Origin of the sequence: Clostridium tyrobutyricum DSM 2637 = ATCC 25755 = JCM 11008 (assembly GCF_000359585.1) — a bacterium.
Taxonomy (GTDB): Bacteria; Bacillota; Clostridia; order Clostridiales; family Clostridiaceae; genus Clostridium_B; species Clostridium_B tyrobutyricum.
Genome location: NZ_APMH01000019.1, coordinates 1 through 18625, shown reverse-complemented (window position 1 = coordinate 18625; position 18625 = coordinate 1). Strand labels below are relative to the sequence as shown.

Here is an 18625-nt window from a genome sequence, read left to right as displayed (position 1 = left end):
TCATGAGTTCTATAGAATTACTATCAGAATGTACATCTTCTGAACTGAAAAGTAAGGATTCTAACATATCCCTTGAAAATATAAGCCTGGATTATGGTCAATCAGGTAAAAAGTTTCGTGCTCTTGAAAATATTAATCTTCAACTATGTAGTGATGATTTTGTATGTGTACTTGGGCCTTCAGGATGTGGAAAATCCTCGCTTTTAAATATTATTGCAGGTTATCTTACACCATCATCTGGCAATGTCTTTATAGATGGGAATTCACATACAAGTCCGGATCCACAAGTAGGTGTGGTATTTCAACAGCCCAACTTACTTCCATGGCTTAACATACAAAAAAATATTGAGTTTGGACTAAAGATGAAGGGAGCATCTAAAGCAAAAAGAGTAGAAATAGCCTCTCATTATCTAGAATTAGTTGGTTTAAGAGATTATGATAAATCATATCCACATCAGTTATCAGGAGGAATGAAACAAAGAGCTGCAATTGCAAGAACTCTGGCTGCAGATCCTAAAATAATACTTTTAGATGAACCTTTTAGCGCTCTTGATGCACTTACACGAGAAAAAATGCAGAAACATCTCTATTTTATATGGGAGAAAACCCGAAAATGTTTGTTTTTTATTACCCATGATGTAGATGAAGCACTTTTACTCGGCAATAGAATTATTATCATGCACTCAAATCCAGGAAGAATTATTAAAGAATATAAAAATCCTCTTATTAGATCTAAAGAACAAAATTTTAGAAAACTTAGATCACAGAAAGAATTTTTTGAAATGAGGGAGTATTTAATAGATCAGATACAGGAAGATGATGAAAAGAATAATGAATAGATTAACATTAAAAAAGATTGATGAAAAGAACTTTGATAAATTTACTTTTGAAAGCAGTATGGTGTCTCTAGTATTCTTTGGGGCTAGAAGATGTAAAGTTTGTAGAGAGCAAATTCCAATAGTAGAGAGTATAGCTTATAAATACAGAGAAAAAATTAAAGCTTATTGGGTAGATGTAGATAAACATGAAGATTTATTTTATAGATTTAGACTTCAGGGAATACCTAATATAATTATATTCAATAATGGAGAAATTGTAGAAAAGATTCGTGGACTTAATTCAGAAAAAATTCTGATTAATATAGTAGATGGTATTCTGGATGAGGTTTGATAAATTTATAAGTATTAAATTACAAGTTTGTAAACAGGCGTTACTGCATGATATAATTACCTAAAATGCAGGGTATTGAAGGAGGAAAATTATATTATGCGTCTAGATCAATTTTATCACATAGTAGAGGTTGCCCAGTCCAAATCCATTTCTCTGGCAGCTGAGAGAAGTTATATGTCACAACCTGCAATTAGTTCATCTATTTCAAAATTAGAACTTGAATTGGGTGTTGAACTTTTTAAAAGAACCAATAAGGGAATGATACCCACGGAAATAGGAAAAGTCGTAATAGAAAAAGCATCCAGCATTATAGATCAGATAGAAGATATAAAAAATGTTACTAGAAGCAGTGCGGCAGAGCTTACAGGGGGCGTAAGCATTGCAGTTGAACCAAGTTTTTGCAATACAATAATGGTAAATATACTTACTACATTCAAGTATAAACATCCCAAAGTGAATTTAATGGTAAAGATTGGTGAATCAAATGATGTGATACATGATGTATTATCGGGAAAGGCTGATATAAGTATAAATTTAAAGACAGAACAATATATGAAATCCAATGATATTATTGTTAAAAAGTTATTTAAAGATAATCTTATGGTAATTGCATGCAAAAATTCTCTGCTGGGAAATAAAAATGAAATTCCTATAAAGGAGGCACTAGAACACCCTGTGGCTCTCTATAATACTGGATATGAAACAAGTTGTGCAGTTTCGCAAATATTAAAAAAGTATGGTAATTTTGAAATTGCATATAGATTTGATAATTTAAATGTAATAGAAGAGGTTGTAGGAAGTGGTACATGTATATCCTTTGTACCTAAGATGATGTTTAATTATTATAAGGGTTCACACTCTATAACTACACTTCTCATAAATGATGTAAATTTGGAAATAGAAGTCATAATGGTAATCAATAAGAGGCATAGAATTTCAAATATTGAGAAGGAACTTATAAATACAATTAAATCAATGTGCCCTCGGTGTGAATTCAGTGATTGAATAAAGCCATGTAATTGTAATCAATTTTTTCAAGGGTTATGAAATTGTATTCAATATTCTGTTCAAAGTATTTATCATATTCTACAATATGATAATCACACCTATTGAATTTTGGAAAATAAGTGTCTCCAGTTTCATCGGATATTACTTCAGTTAAATAAAGCTTGTTACAATAGGGAAGAAGCTGTTTGTAAATTTCACCACCGCCTATTACAAAGGCTTCTTTCTTACAATACATATATTTTAAAATGCTAGTAATATCATGTATAACAGTAACTTTTTTATCTGAAACTGCATAATTTTTATTTCTAGTTATAATTATGTGATCTCTGTCTGGAAGTATTCCAGGAAGAGATTCAAAAGTTTTTCTTCCCATTATTACAGTTTTATCGGATGTTAGGTACTTGAATCTTTTTAAATCCCTGGATATATGCCATATAAGTTTATTATCTCTACCTATTAAATTGTTCTGATTAAGTATTGCAATTATGCTTAACATAATATAATTTACCTCCAGTTTAGAATATATTATATCATAGTTCAAATTTAGATATAATATATTTTTTATTGACAGTATTTAAATTATTATGTATTATTAATGCATAAATATAATAATTGTGTTTTAAGTCTTAGGATTTTAAAATGAATAGAGGACAGTTTGAGCTGGGACCACTTTTCAATATGGAAAGTTGGTTTCAGCTTTTTTATTGTAAAATATTGAAAATGAATTCGGAGGATATTATGATAACTTTTATATTAAATGGAAATAAAGTATCTGCGCCGGCAGAATTAAAATTGATTGACTATTTAAGAGATGAAGCAAGATTGACTTCAGTAAAAAATGGATGTGCCAAAGGAACTTGTGGTGCATGTATCGTATTAATTGATGGCAAAAATGTACGTGCCTGTACGAAGAAAATTAAAGATATAGAGAATAAAAATGTAGTTACAGTAGAAGGATTAAATGAAACTGAACAAAAGATATATTCAGAAGCTTTTGCAAAAGCAGGTGCAGTTCAGTGTGGATTTTGTATACCAGGTATGGTAATGAGTGCTAAAGCATTGATAGATCATAATCCAGAGCCAACTTCAGTAGATGTTAAGAAAGCTATAAAAAATAATTTATGTAGATGTACAGGATACGTTAAAATAGAAAAGGCAATACTTATGGCTGCTGAAGCTTTTAGAAAAGATGTTGATATTAAACTTGATGAAGAGGCTAAAGTTGGCAGTAGAATGTCTAGAATAGATGCTGTAGATAAAACTTTAGGACGAGCTATGTATCCAGATGATTACTACATGGAAGGAATGTTGTATGGTAAAGCACTTAGATCTAAGTATCCAAGAGCCAAGGTAATTAGTATAAATACTAGTAAAGCTAAAAAATTAAAAGGAGTACATGCAGTACTTACTGCTGAAGATGTACCAGCCAACAATTATCAAGGATATATATTCAGAGACTGGCCAACAATGATTGCTCCAGGAGAAGAAACGAGATATGTTGGAGATGCCATTGCAATAGTGGCAGCTGAAACAAGGGAAATATTAAATAAAGCTTTAAGTTTAATTGAAGTTGAATATGAGGAGTTAAAACCTATAACAAATGTACATGATGCTTTAAAAGAAGATGCCTATAAAATTCATGAAAAGGGAAATGTCTTAAGTAATACCTATGTAAAAAGAGGGGATCCTGATAGTGCTATTGCAAATTCAAAATATGTGGTAACCAAGACATATAAGACAATGCCAATAGATCATGCATTTATGGAACCAGAATCTGCAATTGCCTTTTATAAGGAAGATGTTTTAACGCTTTATGTTTCTTCACAGCATATTCATCACGATCATGAAGAAATAAGTTATATACTTGGATTGCCTAAAGATAAAGTTCATGTTATTTCTGCCTATGTAGGTGGAGGATTTGGTGGAAAAGAGGATTTGACGGTGCAGCATCATGCAGCACTGTTGACTTACTATACTAAAAGACCTGTCAAAGTTACATTCAGTAGAGAAGAAAGCCTTTTGGTTCACCCAAAACGTCATGCCATGGAAACTGAAATAACAACAGCATGTGATGAAGATGGAAAAATAACAGCTTTAAAAGCAAGAGTTTTAGCAGATACTGGTGCTTATGCATCTCTTGGTTCAGTTGTACTTGAAAGGGCATGTACTCATTTATGCGGACCATATAGAATACCTAATATTGAACTTGACGGTTATGCAATTTATACTAATAATCCTCCAGCAGGAGCATTTAGAGGATTTGGTGTTCCACAGACTACTTTTGGAAGTGAAACCAATATTAATATACTGGCAGAAAAAGTTGGACTTGATAAATGGAAATTTAGATACAAAAATGCAGCTAAACCAGGTGATTCACTGCCTACAGGCCAGATATGCGATGAAACTACAGCTGCTATAGAGGTAATTAAAGCCTCTAAAGAAGAATATTATAAATATTTAAGCAGTAAAGAATATTATGTAGGTATTGGACTTGCAATGAAAAATACTGGATGTGGAGTTGGAACAGTAGATACAGGACGATGTAATCTTGAAATTAAAGGTGGGAAAGTAATACTGGAAACTTCAGCTCAGTGCATAGGACAAGGGCTTGGAACTGTTATGGTACAAATATGCGGAGAGACTACTGGAATACCACTCAAATTAATAGAAAGATGTGCTCCAGATACTGATATTACCCCGGATTCAGGAGCTACTACAGCATCAAGACAAACATTAATTACGGGAGAAGCTACGAGAAGAGCTTCACTTAAATTGAAGGAAGCATTAAAGTATAAAAGTTTAAATGAGCTTGAAGGTGAAATATTTAAAGGAGAATTTACAGCAGTAACAGATAGACTTACATCTAAAAAAGAACATCCAAAACAACATGAATCTTATGGATATGCTGTTCAACTGGTAGTTTTGGATAAGGAAGGCAGAGTATGCAAAGTATTTGTAGCCCAGGATGTTGGAACAGCAATAAATCCTACTAATATAGAGGGGCAAATAGAAGGAGGAGTAGTTATGGGACTGGGATTTGCACTTACGGAAAAGTTTGAAACAGAAAATGGATATGTAAAATCAAAATTTGGTACTATAGGACTCTGGAGATCTACTGAAATACCTGATATACAGTATAAACTTATAGAAAAGAAATTGGGTAAACTGGCTTATGGAGCAAAGGGTGTAGGAGAGATTGTACTTATTCCTACTATTTCTGCAGCAGCAGATGCCTATTATGAATTGGATGGAAAAAGAAGATTTAATCTACCATTACAAAATACTTTTTACAATAGAAAATAACATAACGATATTTCCCTGGTAATAACAAATATACTACTTTTAGTAACGCGATAAAAGCATGGATATATATTTAATTTTATATTCCATGCTTTTATTTTAATCTTTTTTAAATTTAAAATGTAAATAGGCCATACTTATTACAGTAAATGGTACTAAAAGCATAAGTCCGATTATTTATTATAAGTAAAAATATACATACTATAATTGTAATAAGTGTAGGATTATGACCTGGCTTAATATATGAAATTATTATTTTTATAATACTGAATATTACAATGAATAATGATATTAATGATGCAGTTCCCGTTGTCTTACCTAAGTCCATAACTTTGGCTTTTACAGTTATAGAATAGTAAGATGATTTTAAGTTAAATGTAACCAAAAGGTTAAACTCTAGAAATTATTCTATTTCAAACTGTTATAAATCATTTCCAAATTGGCTCTCATACTTTGAATATAGTTTTTATTATCCTGTTTACTTTCCAATGTATATATTTTTTCAACTTTGGCACCTACTTCTTTAGCTAATGTATTAGATACTTTAGGACTTACCATATCTTCTACAAATATAGTTTTTATTTTATTTTGTTTACAGTAGTTTACTAATTGTTCAAGTATTTTAGGAGATGGTTCTCCTTCAGCAAAGATGCCTTCCACGCTATTTTGTTTTAAACCATAATCTCTGCAAAGATATGCAAAAGCAGCATGCCCAGTTACAAAATTCTTATTTTTAACAGAAGCAAATTTTTTAGTGTATTCATTATAAAGGCTATTAAGCTGTTTTGAAAAGTCATTATAATTTTTTTCATAGTAAACCTTGTTGGAAGGGTCAGCTTTTATTAATGCATTTCTTATGTTCTTAGATTGAATTTCAGCTCCTTTTAGGCTTAGCCATATATGAGGGTCATATTGACCATGTTCTTTTATTTCATCATTGTCAGTATTTTTAATTGGTGTGACTCCCTGTGAAGCATCTACCGCAATTAAATTTTTATTTCCTGCAGAATTTATAACTTTATCTTTCCATGATTCCATTCCAAGGCCACTATATACAAATATATCTGAAGTGCCTAAAGTTTTAATATCTTTGGCAGTAGGCTCAAAATCATGAGGCTCAGTACCATTAGGTATTATAGTTGTAATATCTATTTTATCCTTACCTATAGCTGATGCAAATTCTCTCATTGCATTGAAAGATACAACTACTTTTACCTTGGATCCATTTGTACTACCTGAAGTTTTTTGATTTGTATTATTGCAACCAGAAAAAATAAATGTAATACAACTAAGTATCACAACCAATGCAATTATACTATTTTTTTTTGGCATTTTATTACCCTCCCTAAAATAAGTAAATGCAATTAATTTGCATTTACATATATAATAGTTCAAGGGATAATTATTGTCAATGTATAGTAAATAAAATATTTCTTTGTTATATTTTTAAAATAATTGAATAGTATTTAATAAGCGTTAAAACAGGGAGTGATGAAAATGTCCAATAAGATACATAAAAAGATATATAAATGTCTTTTACTTTTTATAATTATAGTAATTCCAATTATTTTATTTAGTTCCTTAGAAGTAAAAGCAGATCAACCAATGAATAATGAGTCTTCTGTTTCAGATAATAATTCTGGAAAAATAGTCAAATCCAAAATAATTAAAATAGTTTCTAAAAATAAAGGCAACAATCTAAAACGACAAAATCTACGAGTAAAAATTATAGAAGGAAAGCACAATGGTGAGGAATTTGATATTGAGCATGATATGCAAACTTCAAAACCAGATAACATAGAATTTAAAACAGGTGATGAAGTTTTTTTGTCCATAGGTGAAGATAGTAGTGGAAAAGTAAACACATTTAGTATATATCAAGTAGTGAGAGATAAACAATTAATTCATCTACTTATATTTTTTATAATTTCTATTGTTGTAATTGGCGGAATAAGAGGGTTTAAATCATTGATAACTTTAGGAATAACATGTCTGGTAATTATAAAAGTATTTTTACCATTAATTCTACAAGGACATAATCCTATTACAGTTTCTATAGTTATTTGTATATTTATAACTATGGTAACTTTTGTTATAATTAGTGGCTTTAATAAAAAAACGGCAGCGGCAATTTTAGGAACAAGCAGTGGAGTAGTTATAGCAGGTGTAATAGCTTTTATGTCTATTAGATCTACTAGAGTTTCAGGAGTTGGTACTGAAGACGCCCAATTACTTATGGATGCTGTTTTAAAAAATCCATTGAATTTCAAGGCAATTTTATTTGGATGTATACTTATAGGAGCTTTAGGTGCAATAATGGATGTAAGTATGTCTATAGCTTCAACTATGAAGGAATTAAGGGACAATAATCCAAGAATTTCAAAAGGAAGCATTGTAAGAGCTGGTATGAGTGTAGGCAGGGATACCATAGGGACTATGACTACTACATTGGTATTGGCGTATATTAGTGGAACTGTATTTTTGATATTGGGATATATGTCAAATAACAGTAGATTTATAGATATAATAAATCAAGATATGATTGCTTCGGATATAATAAAAACTTTTGCAAGTAGTATAGGTTTGATATTTACAATCCCTATTACTGTATTTGTTTACTGGATTTTAGATGATAAATAAAATAAATACAAATTAGTGTATATGAGAGGGGGGAACTGCTTTATAATTTAAAGCAGTGAATGTATTGAAGTATAAAAAATTCAGCAGAAATGACAGTCCTAAATTTGAAATATGCACTTTGATTATAAGTCTTATATTCGTAATAATTCTTCCATATTTAGTAGAGGCAGGTAACAACAATAATAAAATTAGAGGAAATATGTTTTATGTTCAGGTATTGAATTATGCTATGCCTGCAGTTAAAGCAACATCATTCAGCGAGGATGATATGGCGGAAAGCAGTTTTCTATCAAATAGTTTTCCATTAAATATTTTTAATATAAATACACGAAATCCTCTATCTATATTGGGAAAAGAAGCAGCATTTTTAGGTATAAATACTTCTAGTGAAATCAATAATTCAAATATAGATGAGTTTAAACTTGACAACAAGCAGATCGCAAAAAATGGTGACAACTCAAATTTAAGTAGGGGCAATAATTCAAATTCACCAGCTGACAAGGTAAGCGTATTTGATCCAAGTTTAAAAAGGAAAATGAACAAAGAAAAACCAGATGTATTAATATATCATACACATACTACGGAAAGCTATAAACCTGGAGATCCAAATAGTTTTGATGATACTCAAAATGTTGTATCTGTAGGAGATAAATTGATTTCTGAATTAAATAAATATGGTATATCCGGAATAAATGATAGGACTGTACATGATGCAGAGGCATATAATAGGAGTTATGACAGATCAGCCATTACTTTAGGTAAATATTTGAAAAAATATGGAGATTTCAAGCTAATAATAGATATTCACAGAGATTCCATAGAAGACAAAAATGCTGTTACAATGAATATAAATGGAGAGAGTATAGCAAATTATATGATGGTGATGTCTAGAAACAACCCTCATTTTAGCAAAAATATGGCATTGGCTAATCAGATACTTCAAGTATCTAATCAGTTGTATCCTGGTTTTGCAAAAGGAGTATTGTATTATAATCACGGCATAAGAAATTTTAATCAAGGTATGAGTAATAATGCAATATTGATAGAAGTTGGTTCAGACATAAATACTACAACTGAAGCTCAGGCTTCTATGAAATATTTAGCAAGAATAATTGCACAAGTTATAAAGTAAATTGATAATAGAAATCAGAAAAATTTTTTATGATTTTCTGATTTCTATTTGTTGTCTACATGAAATCTTCATACTATTTATCAATTCACAGGGATTATCTGAAATCAATAATAGTTTCATACTTAATTTACTTATAAATCCTTCCTTATATGAATTTTCAAGCATATATATCAGGGGATCAAAATAATTTGATATATTTAATAAACCTATGGGTTTTTGATGAATCCCGATTCTAGCCCAACTTAAAGTATCAAATAGTTCTTCATATGTACCAAGTCCTCCAGGAAGAGCTACAAATCCATCAGAAAGGTCAGACATCTTTTCTTTACGTTCACTCATATTTTTTACTTTAATAAGTTTAGTGAGATTTTTGCTTGTCTTTTCTTCTAAGAGGGGTATTTGTGGAATTATACCTATTACCTTACCATTGTTTTTAAACACTTCATCTGATATGTCTCCCATAAGACCTGTTTTTGAGCCTCCATAAACCAAATCAATATTATTTTTGACTAATTCTTTTCCAAGCAATCTGGCAAATTTACTATATTCTTTGTTGATACCCGAGCTTGATCCCGAATATACACAAATTCTTTTCATAATAGATCCTCCTGTCATAGATATATATTAATTATAATTAATGTGCTTGTATAAGTAAATTAATTATATGTAAATAATATTTACAACATAACAATGTTATGTTACACTATATTCAAGGAGTGAAATTTATGGAAGAAAATTTAATTTCTAAAAAAGAGCTTTTGAAATTAACAGACATATCCTATGGTCAACTCTATAGATGGAAGCGAAAAAAAATAATTCCTGAGGAATGGTTTATAAAAAAAGCTTCTTTTACAGGTCAGGAAACTTTTTTCCCAAGAGAAGAAATACTTGATAGAGTACAAAAAATAAAAAATTTAAAAGATGATACGTCTTTAGATGATTTGGCCCAAATTTTTTCTAATGAAGTCTCCAACATTAAAATTTCATGTGAGGATATTATTGAAAAGGGAATTATTATGGAAGATGTAATAAAAATATATGGTGATTTTAATTCTAAAGCTTCTATTTATTCATTTAATGAAATACTATACATGACTATATTGCAGGAGTTTCTATCAGTAGGGAATATTACTATTGAAGAGAGCAAAAGTGTACTTCAGATTATGCATGATAATTATAACAGCTACTGTGGAAAAAACTGTGAAATAGTCTTTGTCAGGAAAATGGGGGTTGGAATATGTTTTATCTCATTACTGCCGAATCAAATTCATTTTGACAATTTATCTAAAGTAGTAATGAATTTGGATATTAGTAAATCCGTACAGAAATTAAAATTAAAAATCAAGGAGTTGTTTTGAAGTGGAAGAAAGAAAAAATCTTAAAATTTCAGGTTCGGGAAGTGTAGGAGGAGGAATATATGATGAAGTCAAGATAAGTGGTTCAGGGAAAGTTAATGGTAATATAGAATGTAATTCTTTAAAAGTAAGTGGAACTGGGAAAATACAGGGAAATGTAACGACAAAGGATATTATTAAGTTTAGTGGATCAGGCAAAATAAATGGAAATGTCAAATCAAAGAGAATAGATGTAAGTGGCTCTATGAATATAGAGGGAAATATAGAGGAAGCTGACGAGATTAAAATAAGCGGATCATGTAGAATTTCGGAAAATATAAGAGTCAGAAAAATAAAGATATCTGGAAATGGTAATATAGATGGAAATTTATATGCGCAGGAAGTTGATATATCAGGAGGATTGAATGTAAAAGGTGATTGTGAAAGTGAAATTTTCAAGGCATATGGATTTGCACGGATAGGTGGACTTTTAAATGCTGGCGAAATAGACATAGTTTTACACGGAAAATCTACCGCAAGAGAAATAGGAGGGGAAAATATAAATATCAGAATATCTGCATTTGATGAATCAATAGTAGGCAAGCTTTTGAAATCTGTATTTACTTATAGAAGGGAACTTGTTACTGAATCCATGGAGGGAGATAACGTCTGTCTTGAAGGAACTACTGCCAATATAGTAAGAGGAAACAATGTTACTATAGGAAAAGGATGTAATATAAATAGAGTTGAGTATAGTGGGGAAATAAAGATTATAAATGGAGGAAAAGTTGGAAAACAGGTTAGAATTTAATCTGGAATAAAATTGAAAGTTAAATAAATATGTGATAAAATTAACATGGGTAGTATCATTTTTGAACTGCACCGTAAGTGTTATTAAATATCATAAGATTATTATTTTAGATATATTTAATTTCTATTGTTGTTTAATTTAAAAATATAATCTAAAAAATAAGACCATTTAAAAATTAAATGGCTTATTATCTTTATCGAGCTTTTCAAACATTAGCACTTCAGGCGCATTCTTATATTCTATCCATTCAGTGTATGTATTTTCAGAATTTACTTTATTTATCTGAAAATATCATATTCAAACTAGGTATAAAATAATAAAAACTTGGAGGAATGGATGATGACAAAAAATAGTGTTTCAACTTTTATTGATGCAAAGCATAAAAATGAAAAAATAACCATGCTTACTGCTTATGACTATTCTATGGCCAAGCTTATAGACGAATCAGGAGTTGAAGGTATCCTAGTAGGTGATTCTCTTGGAATGGTTTGTCTTGGCTATAAGGATACTTTGGCTGTAACTATGGAGGATATGATTCATCACATAAAGGCAGTGTCCAGAGCTGCACACAGTGCACTTGTGGTAGGTGATATGCCATTTATGTCATATCAGACTTCAGTATATGACGCAGTAAAAAATGCTGGAAGAATAGTACAGGAAGGATCAGCAGGAGCTGTAAAACTTGAAGGGGGAGCTTCAGTTTATGAAAAGGTGAAAGCCATTGTAAATGCACAGATTCCAGTAATGGGCCATATCGGGCTTACCCCTCAGTCAGTCAATATGTTTGGTGGATTCAAGGTTCAAGGCAAAGATGAAATCAAGGCTAGAAACATAGTGGAAGATGCTAAAAAGCTGGAAGATGCAGGAGTCTTTTCAATTGTACTTGAAGGAATCCCATATAAACTGGCAAAAATTGTTACAGAATCTGTATCAGTTCCTACCATTGGAATAGGTGCAGGGAAATATTGTGATGGGCAAATACTTGTATATCAGGATATGCTTGGATTGTTTTCAGATTTAAAGCCAAAATTTGTAAAGTCATATGGTAATGCTGGAGAAGTTGTAAAAAAAGCTTTTAAAGATTATATATCAGAAGTTAAATCTGGTATTTTTCCTGATGAAAAATACAGCTTTAAAGTTGATGATAGAGTTTTAGAAAAGTTATATGGAGGTCAATAGAAATGAATATAGTAAATACAATAGAAGAAGTGAGAGATAAAGTAAAATCATGGAGGAAAGAAGGCTCTACTATTGGACTTGTTACCACTATGGGTTATTTACATGAGGGGCATGAAAGTCTTATTAAAAGGGCGGTATCAGAAAATGACAAAGTAGTAGTAAGTGTATTTGTAAATCCAACTCAATTTGGACCAAATGAGGATCTTAAAACTTATCCAAGGGATATTACGAGAGATGGAGAATTATGTGAAAGTGCTGGAGCTAGTTTGATATTTAATCCAGAACCTTCAACTATGTATTATAAAGATGCAAGTACAACTATAAATGTAAAAGGATTGACTGAAGGACTGTGTGGCGCCAAACGACCAGTTCATTTTGGCGGAGTATGTCTTGTAGTTTCTAAATTGTTCAATATTGTAACTCCAGATAGAGCCTATTTTGGTGAAAAAGATGCACAGCAGCTGGCGGTTATAAAGAGAATGGTAAGGGATCTTAATTTTAATATTGAAATAATAGGGTGTCCTATAATAAGAGAAGCAGATGGACTTGCAAAAAGTTCTAGAAACGCCTACCTTTCAAAAGATGAAAGAAAGGCAGCTGTAGTGCTAAGTAAAAGTCTTGAGTGTGGGAAAAAAGCATTGAACTCAGGAGAGAGAAATGCAGATAAAGTAAAAAAAATAATTATACAAAAGTTGAATTCAGAATCTCTTGCAAAAATAGATTATGTAGAGATAGTGGACAGTTTAAATTTGAAACCTGTTTCAAATATTGACGGAAATATTTTGGTTGCAATTGCCGTTTATATAGGGAAAATAAGACTTATAGATAATTTTACTTTTAAAATTTAGAGACTGTATTGGGCAAGGAGGAAGATCATGCAATTAAATATGCTAAAGTCAAAAATTCATAGAGCAACTGTAACTGAAGCTAATTTAAACTACGTTGGCAGTATAACAATTGACAGAAAGTTGATGGAAAGTGCCAATATACTTGAATATGAAAAAATTCAAGTAGTTGATATAAATAATGGAAATAGGATTGAAACATATGTAATAGCAGGAGATGAAGGTAGTAAGGTTATTTGTTTGAATGGAGCAGCTGCGCGATATGTACAGCCAGAAGATAAAGTTATACTTATGACATATTGTCAGATGGATGAGAGTGAAGCTAAAAATTATAATCCTATAGTAGTATTTGTGGACGAAAATAACTCAATAATTGAAATAAAAAATTATGAAAAACATGGTGAAATAAAATAGCTATTGCTATATAATTAAACCTATAGGAGGTAGCTTATTATGGAAAAAATTGCAAGCTTTACAGTTAACCATTTGAAACTCAAACCGGGAGTTTATGTTTCAAGAAAAGATAAATTTGGGGAAGTAATCATAACTACTTTTGATATAAGAATGACAACACCAAATCTTGAGCCTGTTATAAATACTGCTGAGGTTCATACAATAGAGCATTTAGGTGCTACTTTTTTGAGAAATCACAAGACATATGGACCTAATACAGTATATTTTGGACCTATGGGTTGCAGAACTGGATTCTATCTTATACTAAATGGGGATTATGAGTCAAAAGATATAATTGATCTGTTGAAAGAGATGTATGGATTTATTGCGAACTTTAAGGGTGATGTTCCTGGTGCCGCAGCAAAAGATTGTGGGAATTACCTGGACATGAATCTTTCAATGGCAAATTACTGGGGCAACAAATATCTCAATGAAGTTTTGAATAATATAACAGAGGATAGATTAATTTATCCACAATAATTTTTTACTATTAGACAGCAGGTAATTTTCATCCTAATTCTGCAGTTTATTAGGCTATAGCTAGAGAATTTTTGAATCATTAAGGTTATGATAATCATTAACATAAAAATAAAAAATGGACTATGGAGTGGATTATAGAAAATTTTACTCTATGGTCTATTTTTATATATAACAAAATAAAATATACATTGACAGACGAAGTATATTTTTATATACTATAACTACGCTATTAAAGTATATAATTGCATAAACTAAAGTGATTGAAGGAGTGATGCTATGTCTATAACATCCGATATAATAAGAGGTCATACCGATACCATAATTTTGGCACATTTAATTGAAAAAGATAGTTATGGCTATGAAATAAATAAATTTATAAAGGAAAAGACCAACAACAAGTATGAACTTAAAGAATCGACTCTCTATTCTGCTTTCAGAAGGTTGGAAAAAGCTTCCCTTATAACTTCTTATTGGGGAGATCAGAATACTGGAGCAAGAAGAAGATATTATTCTATAACGGAATTGGGGAAAGAAGCATTAATTCAGAATAAGCAGGACTGGGATGAGTCTAAAAAATTAATTGATAAATTGATTAATGGAGGTATTTAAATATGTATGAAAAATTGAGAAAGAGTGTTGAGGAGTTATTTGAAAATGCCCCAAAGACCAACAGAGCTAATGAATTAAAAGAAGAACTTCTAGCCAACCTCATAGACAAGTATGATGATCTTGTATCTTCAGGTAAAAATGAGGAAGATGCTTTTAAAATAGCAATTTCAAGTATTGGTGACATAGACGAATTAATAGAAGGATTAAAAGAAAAGGATATATTTAACTATGATCAGATGCAGAAGCATCGTAAAAGGAGTGCATTTATACTGTCCATATCAATAGGATTATATATAATGAGTGTAGTAGTTCTTATAATGCTTAATGAAGTTTTTATGGTAAATGAAAACATATCTGTTTGTATTATGTTGACTATTGATGCTATAGCTACTTGTTTTATTATATATAATGCGGCTTCAAGACCTAGATATGTGAAATCAGATGATACTATAGTAGAAGAATTTAAAGAGTGGAAATCTTCCAATAATGCCGAGAAGGAAATCATGAAATCTATAAAATCCATAGTATGGCTTGGTATAGTTGCATTATATTTTATTTTGAGTTTTGTATTTGGTGCATGGGCGTATTCATGGATTATATTTATAATAGGAGCAGCCGTAGAAAAAATTATTACGTTAAGTTTTAGATTGAAGGAGTAAAAGCATGAATAGAAGATTAACAAAAATTTTAATTGTAATATGGGTGATTATTGCCATTACAGCTTCGTGTTTTCTTGTATATGGTATACGATATAAAGGCATTAAAGGGTTTAGTTTTGAAAACAGATTTGGTGAAGCTAATATCATACAAAAAGATGAGAATATAGCAATCAAGGGTTATGATAATATAAATATTGATTTCCCAAGCTCAGATATATTCGTGAGTACAACAGATGGGAACGGTCTTAAAGTTGTTCAGAAAGCATCCACAAATCTTAAAGATGCAGAAAAATTTATAGTAGATAGACAAAACAACAGTATTGTAATCAGAAAAAATAGTAATAGAGTGTTTAATATATTTGATTTTGGGAATTTTAATGAAAAAATAGAGTTATACATCCCTAAAAATTATACTAAAAATTTAAATATTCATGTGGCATCTGGAGATATTACTTTTAATTCGGATATTAAATTAAATGATATAGAATGTAGTCAGAGTTCAGGGGATTTTCATGTTAACAATAGCATTACCGGGAGTAATATATATATAAAATCTATTTCAGGAGATATAACTGCAGAAAAATTAAATTCCAAACATTATGATATACATGCTACTTCTGGGGATCTGGATATAAATTCAATATCGGGTTCCGGAAATGTAAAGACAATATCAGGTGATGTAAAGATAAACTATTCAGGTATAAATGAATATTCAAATATGAGTTCAACCTCTGGAGATATAAATTTGATAGTTCCTGAAAATATGAGTTTTGAATTTGACGGTAATTGTACTTCAGGCAATGTAAATGCAAACTTTCCGTTGAATTATCAAAATGAAAGGAAGAGCAGGGCATCGGCTAAAGTAGGCAGTGGGCCATATAAAAAAATAAATGCAAATGCAGTATCTGGAGATATAAAAATTTCAAAGTAATCACATATATGCATATAATACATGTAAACTAAATACACAATATTGTAGGATACATTGAATTCAATGTATCCTACAATATTGTGTATAAATAATTAACAGTACATAAACTTTTATGGCATCTAAAATCAAGCTTGCGTATTATGGCATGGTTATTGCTGTGTATATAGGTAAAGTCAAGTACTTATATATTAAAATAAAGGGGGAAATAATTATGGAAGGTTTGACTATTGATAAAATAAAAATAGGAGATAAAGTTTCCATAGAAAAGACTATATCTGAAACCGATGTATATCTATTTGCTGGAATAACCGGTGATTTAAATCCTGCACACATAAATCAAGTTAAATCTGAAGGTACCATGTTTAAAGGAAGAATAGCTCATGGAATATTGGTTTCAGGACTTATTTCAGCATGTCTTGGAATGTATCTCCCTGGACCTGGAACCATTTATATGGGACAACAACTTAAATTTACAGCCCCTGTGCATATTGGTGATACAATAAAAGCAGAGGTACAGGTAATAGATATGAATATTGCAAAAAATAGACTTAAATTGAAAACTACTTGTACCAATCAACTTGGGAAGACAGTAATAGAAGGAGAAGCTCTTGTTATGCCACCAGCTGTAGTATAGAAGTTATTTAACATGCCAATCAACTTAATTTTTTATAAAAATCTTTCTGTATATATTACAGGAGGATTTTCTTTTTGTTTTATTACTACTAATCAAGATATTGAAAAATCGTAATGCAAAGCTTAGTGTAAGCGAAAGAATTCAGGAGTATCTGGGAAATATCAAAATTATGAAAAGCTCTTCTCAAAACGAGAACTAATGGGCAAACACAAAGAATTGATAAATCCAAAGGGATTATACAATTATTTGTTTAAGCTTCAGAAATCCGATATATTTTAAAATCAATTAAAGATGTATGAGCTTGTTTAGTCAATATATTTTTAATAGTTTATGGCTGACTTTTATATTATTGTGTTAATATATGTATAATAGAATTTTATTATATTTACAGAAAATGAGGTTTGAAATTTATGAAAATAAACAGGTTGCTGGCAATTGTAGTTATGCTCTTAAACAAGGATAAAATATCAGCAGCAGAGTTGGCGGAAAAATTTGAAGTTTCCATAAGAACTATTTACAGGGATATTGGGGCAATTGATATGTCAGGGATTCCAATAGCCTCACGACAGGGAAACAATGGAGGATTTTATATTTTAGACAACTACAAAATAAATCATCAGTTTCTAACACTGAATGATATGATCTCCATAGTGGAAGCTTTGAAAAATATAAATGGAGTTTTGGATGATAGAAATGTTGAAATAGCCATGGAAAAAGTCAAGAGTATTATACCATATAATAAAAAAAGTGCAGTTGACTTGTACTTCAAACAGGTATTTGTAGATACGTTGCCCTGGGGTTTTAAAAAATCTGAAAAGGAAAATGTTAAATATAAAATAGTATATGAAGCAGTGAAGGAAAATAAATGCATAAGTTTTAACTACAGAAATTCAAAAGGAGAGTATATTTTAAGAAATGCAGAACCAATAACCCTTGTTTTTAAGGGATTCTCATGGTATGTTTTTTCATTTTGTATGTTGAGAAAGGACTATAGAACATTTAAATTGACCAGAATGGATGAACTCAAGATTTTAAACAAAGATGTTTGCAAATACAGAATTTCATATGAAGAATATATAAAAACTTACAATTCCAAAAAAGTAGTTCCTGTAAAAATTTCACTTAAATTTTCCGAGAAAGCAAGATATAGAATACAGGATTATTTTGATGAAGAGGAGACAACATTTCTTAAAGATGGCAGTGTTGTAGTAAATACGGAAATTGTGGAAGACAACTGGATTTATTCTGTGATATTGAGTTATGGTGAATATGTGGAGGTACTTGAACCAGAACATATAAGGAAAATTATAGGAGAAAAGTCAAAAAAAACAAGTGATATATATAAATAAATTCAAACATGACATAATGATGCCAAAGGTTTTCTATATAATGGATTTATAAACATATAGAGACCAGCTAGTAAAAGTCAATAGAAATTAA

The 18625-nt window shown here is 30.5% G+C and carries 20 protein-coding genes; 17 read left to right on the top strand and 3 right to left on the bottom strand.

The annotated features are described in order from the left end of the window. The first annotated feature begins 2 nt into the window (after positions 1–2). The 3 genes from J418_RS0109050 (at position 3) to J418_RS0109040 (ending at position 2175) form a co-directional block, all read left to right on the top strand. Positions 3–839: an ABC transporter ATP-binding protein gene (locus J418_RS0109050; protein WP_017895404.1), complete on the top strand. Its 837-nt coding sequence runs from the start codon at positions 3–5 to the stop codon at positions 837–839. Further along, complete coding sequence (locus J418_RS0109045; protein ID WP_035122601.1) at positions 832–1170, top strand: thioredoxin family protein; 339 nt, start codon at positions 832–834, stop codon at positions 1168–1170. Before J418_RS0109050 ends, J418_RS0109045 begins: the two co-directional genes overlap by 8 nt. Positions 1171–1266: 96 nt before the next feature. Beyond that, complete coding sequence (locus tag J418_RS0109040) at positions 1267–2175, top strand: LysR family transcriptional regulator (protein WP_017895402.1); 909 nt, start codon at positions 1267–1269, stop codon at positions 2173–2175. Here J418_RS0109040 and J418_RS0109035 read toward each other — a convergent pair. After that, positions 2165–2674: a dihydrofolate reductase gene (locus tag J418_RS0109035; RefSeq protein WP_017751836.1), complete on the bottom strand. Its 510-nt coding sequence runs from the start codon at positions 2672–2674 to the stop codon at positions 2165–2167. The two genes, J418_RS0109040 and J418_RS0109035, sit on opposite strands and share 11 nt — an antisense overlap. 242 nt (positions 2675–2916) lie before the next feature. Between J418_RS0109035 and xdh the strand changes: the two genes are divergently transcribed. Continuing rightward, positions 2917–5481: a selenium-dependent xanthine dehydrogenase gene (xdh, locus tag J418_RS0109030; protein ID WP_026142639.1), complete on the top strand. Its 2565-nt coding sequence runs from the start codon at positions 2917–2919 to the stop codon at positions 5479–5481. Between the two features lie 405 nt (positions 5482–5886). Here xdh and J418_RS0109025 read toward each other — a convergent pair whose 3' ends face one another. Beyond that, on the bottom strand, positions 5887–6810 hold the full coding sequence (locus tag J418_RS0109025; protein WP_017895400.1) for a metal ABC transporter substrate-binding protein: 924 nt from the start codon (positions 6808–6810) through the stop codon (positions 5887–5889). Positions 6811–6975: 165 nt separating this feature from the next. Between J418_RS0109025 and J418_RS0109020 the strand changes: the two genes are divergently transcribed. Further along, complete coding sequence (locus J418_RS0109020) at positions 6976–8118, top strand: YibE/F family protein (protein WP_017751833.1); 1143 nt, start codon at positions 6976–6978, stop codon at positions 8116–8118. Between the two features lie 55 nt (positions 8119–8173). Further along, the gene (locus tag J418_RS0109015; RefSeq protein WP_017895399.1) at positions 8174–9250 is read left to right on the top strand and encodes a stage II sporulation protein P; all 1077 of its coding nucleotides are present in this window, start codon (positions 8174–8176) and stop codon (positions 9248–9250) included. A gap of 27 nt (positions 9251–9277) precedes the next feature. Here J418_RS0109015 and J418_RS0109010 read toward each other — a convergent pair whose 3' ends face one another. Next, positions 9278–9847: an LOG family protein gene (locus J418_RS0109010; protein WP_017751831.1), complete on the bottom strand. Its 570-nt coding sequence runs from the start codon at positions 9845–9847 to the stop codon at positions 9278–9280. Positions 9848–9975: 128 nt separating this feature from the next. Here J418_RS0109010 and J418_RS0109005 point away from each other — a divergent pair, with 128 nt between their 5' ends. From J418_RS0109005 to J418_RS0108955, 11 genes are all read left to right on the top strand, one after another. Beyond that, complete coding sequence (locus J418_RS0109005) at positions 9976–10608, top strand: YhbD family protein (RefSeq protein WP_017751830.1); 633 nt, start codon at positions 9976–9978, stop codon at positions 10606–10608. Between the two features lies 1 nt (position 10609). Then, complete coding sequence (locus J418_RS0109000; RefSeq protein WP_017895398.1) at positions 10610–11395, top strand: polymer-forming cytoskeletal protein; 786 nt, start codon at positions 10610–10612, stop codon at positions 11393–11395. Between the two features lie 339 nt (positions 11396–11734). Further along, positions 11735–12574, top strand: coding sequence for a 3-methyl-2-oxobutanoate hydroxymethyltransferase (gene panB, locus J418_RS0108995; RefSeq protein WP_017895397.1), 840 nt, complete (start codon positions 11735–11737; stop codon positions 12572–12574). Positions 12575–12576: 2 nt separating this feature from the next. Continuing rightward, complete coding sequence (panC, locus tag J418_RS0108990; protein ID WP_017751827.1) at positions 12577–13422, top strand: pantoate--beta-alanine ligase; 846 nt, start codon at positions 12577–12579, stop codon at positions 13420–13422. Between the two features lie 27 nt (positions 13423–13449). Then, the gene (panD, locus tag J418_RS0108985) at positions 13450–13833 is read left to right on the top strand and encodes an aspartate 1-decarboxylase (RefSeq protein ID WP_017751826.1); all 384 of its coding nucleotides are present in this window, start codon (positions 13450–13452) and stop codon (positions 13831–13833) included. Between the two features lie 39 nt (positions 13834–13872). After that, positions 13873–14352, top strand: coding sequence for an S-ribosylhomocysteine lyase (locus J418_RS0108980; protein ID WP_017751825.1), 480 nt, complete (start codon positions 13873–13875; stop codon positions 14350–14352). Between the two features lie 276 nt (positions 14353–14628). Next, positions 14629–14961, top strand: a complete 333-nt coding sequence (locus J418_RS0108975; protein WP_017751824.1) for a PadR family transcriptional regulator — start codon at positions 14629–14631, stop codon at positions 14959–14961. 2 nt (positions 14962–14963) lie between these two features. Beyond that, positions 14964–15620, top strand: coding sequence for a permease prefix domain 1-containing protein (locus J418_RS0108970; RefSeq protein WP_017895396.1), 657 nt, complete (start codon positions 14964–14966; stop codon positions 15618–15620). Between the two features lie 4 nt (positions 15621–15624). Beyond that, on the top strand, positions 15625–16551 hold the full coding sequence (locus J418_RS0108965; protein WP_017895395.1) for a DUF4097 domain-containing protein: 927 nt from the start codon (positions 15625–15627) through the stop codon (positions 16549–16551). 211 nt (positions 16552–16762) lie between these two features. Continuing rightward, positions 16763–17185 carry a MaoC family dehydratase gene (locus tag J418_RS0108960; RefSeq protein ID WP_017751821.1) on the top strand — a complete coding sequence of 141 codons (423 nt, stop codon included), beginning with the start codon at positions 16763–16765 and terminating at the stop codon, positions 17183–17185. 410 nt (positions 17186–17595) lie between these two features. Beyond that, positions 17596–18534, top strand: a complete 939-nt coding sequence (locus J418_RS0108955) for a helix-turn-helix transcriptional regulator (RefSeq protein ID WP_017895394.1) — start codon at positions 17596–17598, stop codon at positions 18532–18534. The last annotated feature ends 91 nt before the right edge of the window (positions 18535–18625 follow it).

What these genes read in the sequence shown, in the direction of transcription:
- J418_RS0109050 (WP_017895404.1), top strand. Translation starts at nt 3, where the DNA reads ATGAGTTCTATAGAATTACTATCAGAATGTACATCTTCTGAACTGAAA.
- J418_RS0109045 (WP_035122601.1), top strand. Translation starts at nt 832, where the DNA reads ATGAATAGATTAACATTAAAAAAGATTGATGAAAAGAACTTTGATAAA.
- J418_RS0109040 (WP_017895402.1), top strand. Translation starts at nt 1,267, where the DNA reads ATGCGTCTAGATCAATTTTATCACATAGTAGAGGTTGCCCAGTCCAAA.
- J418_RS0109035 (WP_017751836.1), bottom strand. Translation starts at nt 2,674, where the DNA reads ATGTTAAGCATAATTGCAATACTTAATCAGAACAATTTAATAGGTAGA.
- xdh (WP_026142639.1), top strand. Translation starts at nt 2,917, where the DNA reads ATGATAACTTTTATATTAAATGGAAATAAAGTATCTGCGCCGGCAGAA.
- J418_RS0109025 (WP_017895400.1), bottom strand. Translation starts at nt 6,810, where the DNA reads ATGCCAAAAAAAAATAGTATAATTGCATTGGTTGTGATACTTAGTTGT.
- J418_RS0109020 (WP_017751833.1), top strand. Translation starts at nt 6,976, where the DNA reads ATGTCCAATAAGATACATAAAAAGATATATAAATGTCTTTTACTTTTT.
- J418_RS0109010 (WP_017751831.1), bottom strand. Translation starts at nt 9,847, where the DNA reads ATGAAAAGAATTTGTGTATATTCGGGATCAAGCTCGGGTATCAACAAA.
- J418_RS0109005 (WP_017751830.1), top strand. Translation starts at nt 9,976, where the DNA reads ATGGAAGAAAATTTAATTTCTAAAAAAGAGCTTTTGAAATTAACAGAC.
- panB (WP_017895397.1), top strand. Translation starts at nt 11,735, where the DNA reads ATGACAAAAAATAGTGTTTCAACTTTTATTGATGCAAAGCATAAAAAT.
- panC (WP_017751827.1), top strand. Translation starts at nt 12,577, where the DNA reads ATGAATATAGTAAATACAATAGAAGAAGTGAGAGATAAAGTAAAATCA.
- panD (WP_017751826.1), top strand. Translation starts at nt 13,450, where the DNA reads ATGCAATTAAATATGCTAAAGTCAAAAATTCATAGAGCAACTGTAACT.
- J418_RS0108980 (WP_017751825.1), top strand. Translation starts at nt 13,873, where the DNA reads ATGGAAAAAATTGCAAGCTTTACAGTTAACCATTTGAAACTCAAACCG.
- J418_RS0108975 (WP_017751824.1), top strand. Translation starts at nt 14,629, where the DNA reads ATGTCTATAACATCCGATATAATAAGAGGTCATACCGATACCATAATT.
- J418_RS0108970 (WP_017895396.1), top strand. Translation starts at nt 14,964, where the DNA reads ATGTATGAAAAATTGAGAAAGAGTGTTGAGGAGTTATTTGAAAATGCC.
- J418_RS0108965 (WP_017895395.1), top strand. Translation starts at nt 15,625, where the DNA reads ATGAATAGAAGATTAACAAAAATTTTAATTGTAATATGGGTGATTATT.
- J418_RS0108960 (WP_017751821.1), top strand. Translation starts at nt 16,763, where the DNA reads ATGGAAGGTTTGACTATTGATAAAATAAAAATAGGAGATAAAGTTTCC.
- J418_RS0108955 (WP_017895394.1), top strand. Translation starts at nt 17,596, where the DNA reads ATGAAAATAAACAGGTTGCTGGCAATTGTAGTTATGCTCTTAAACAAG.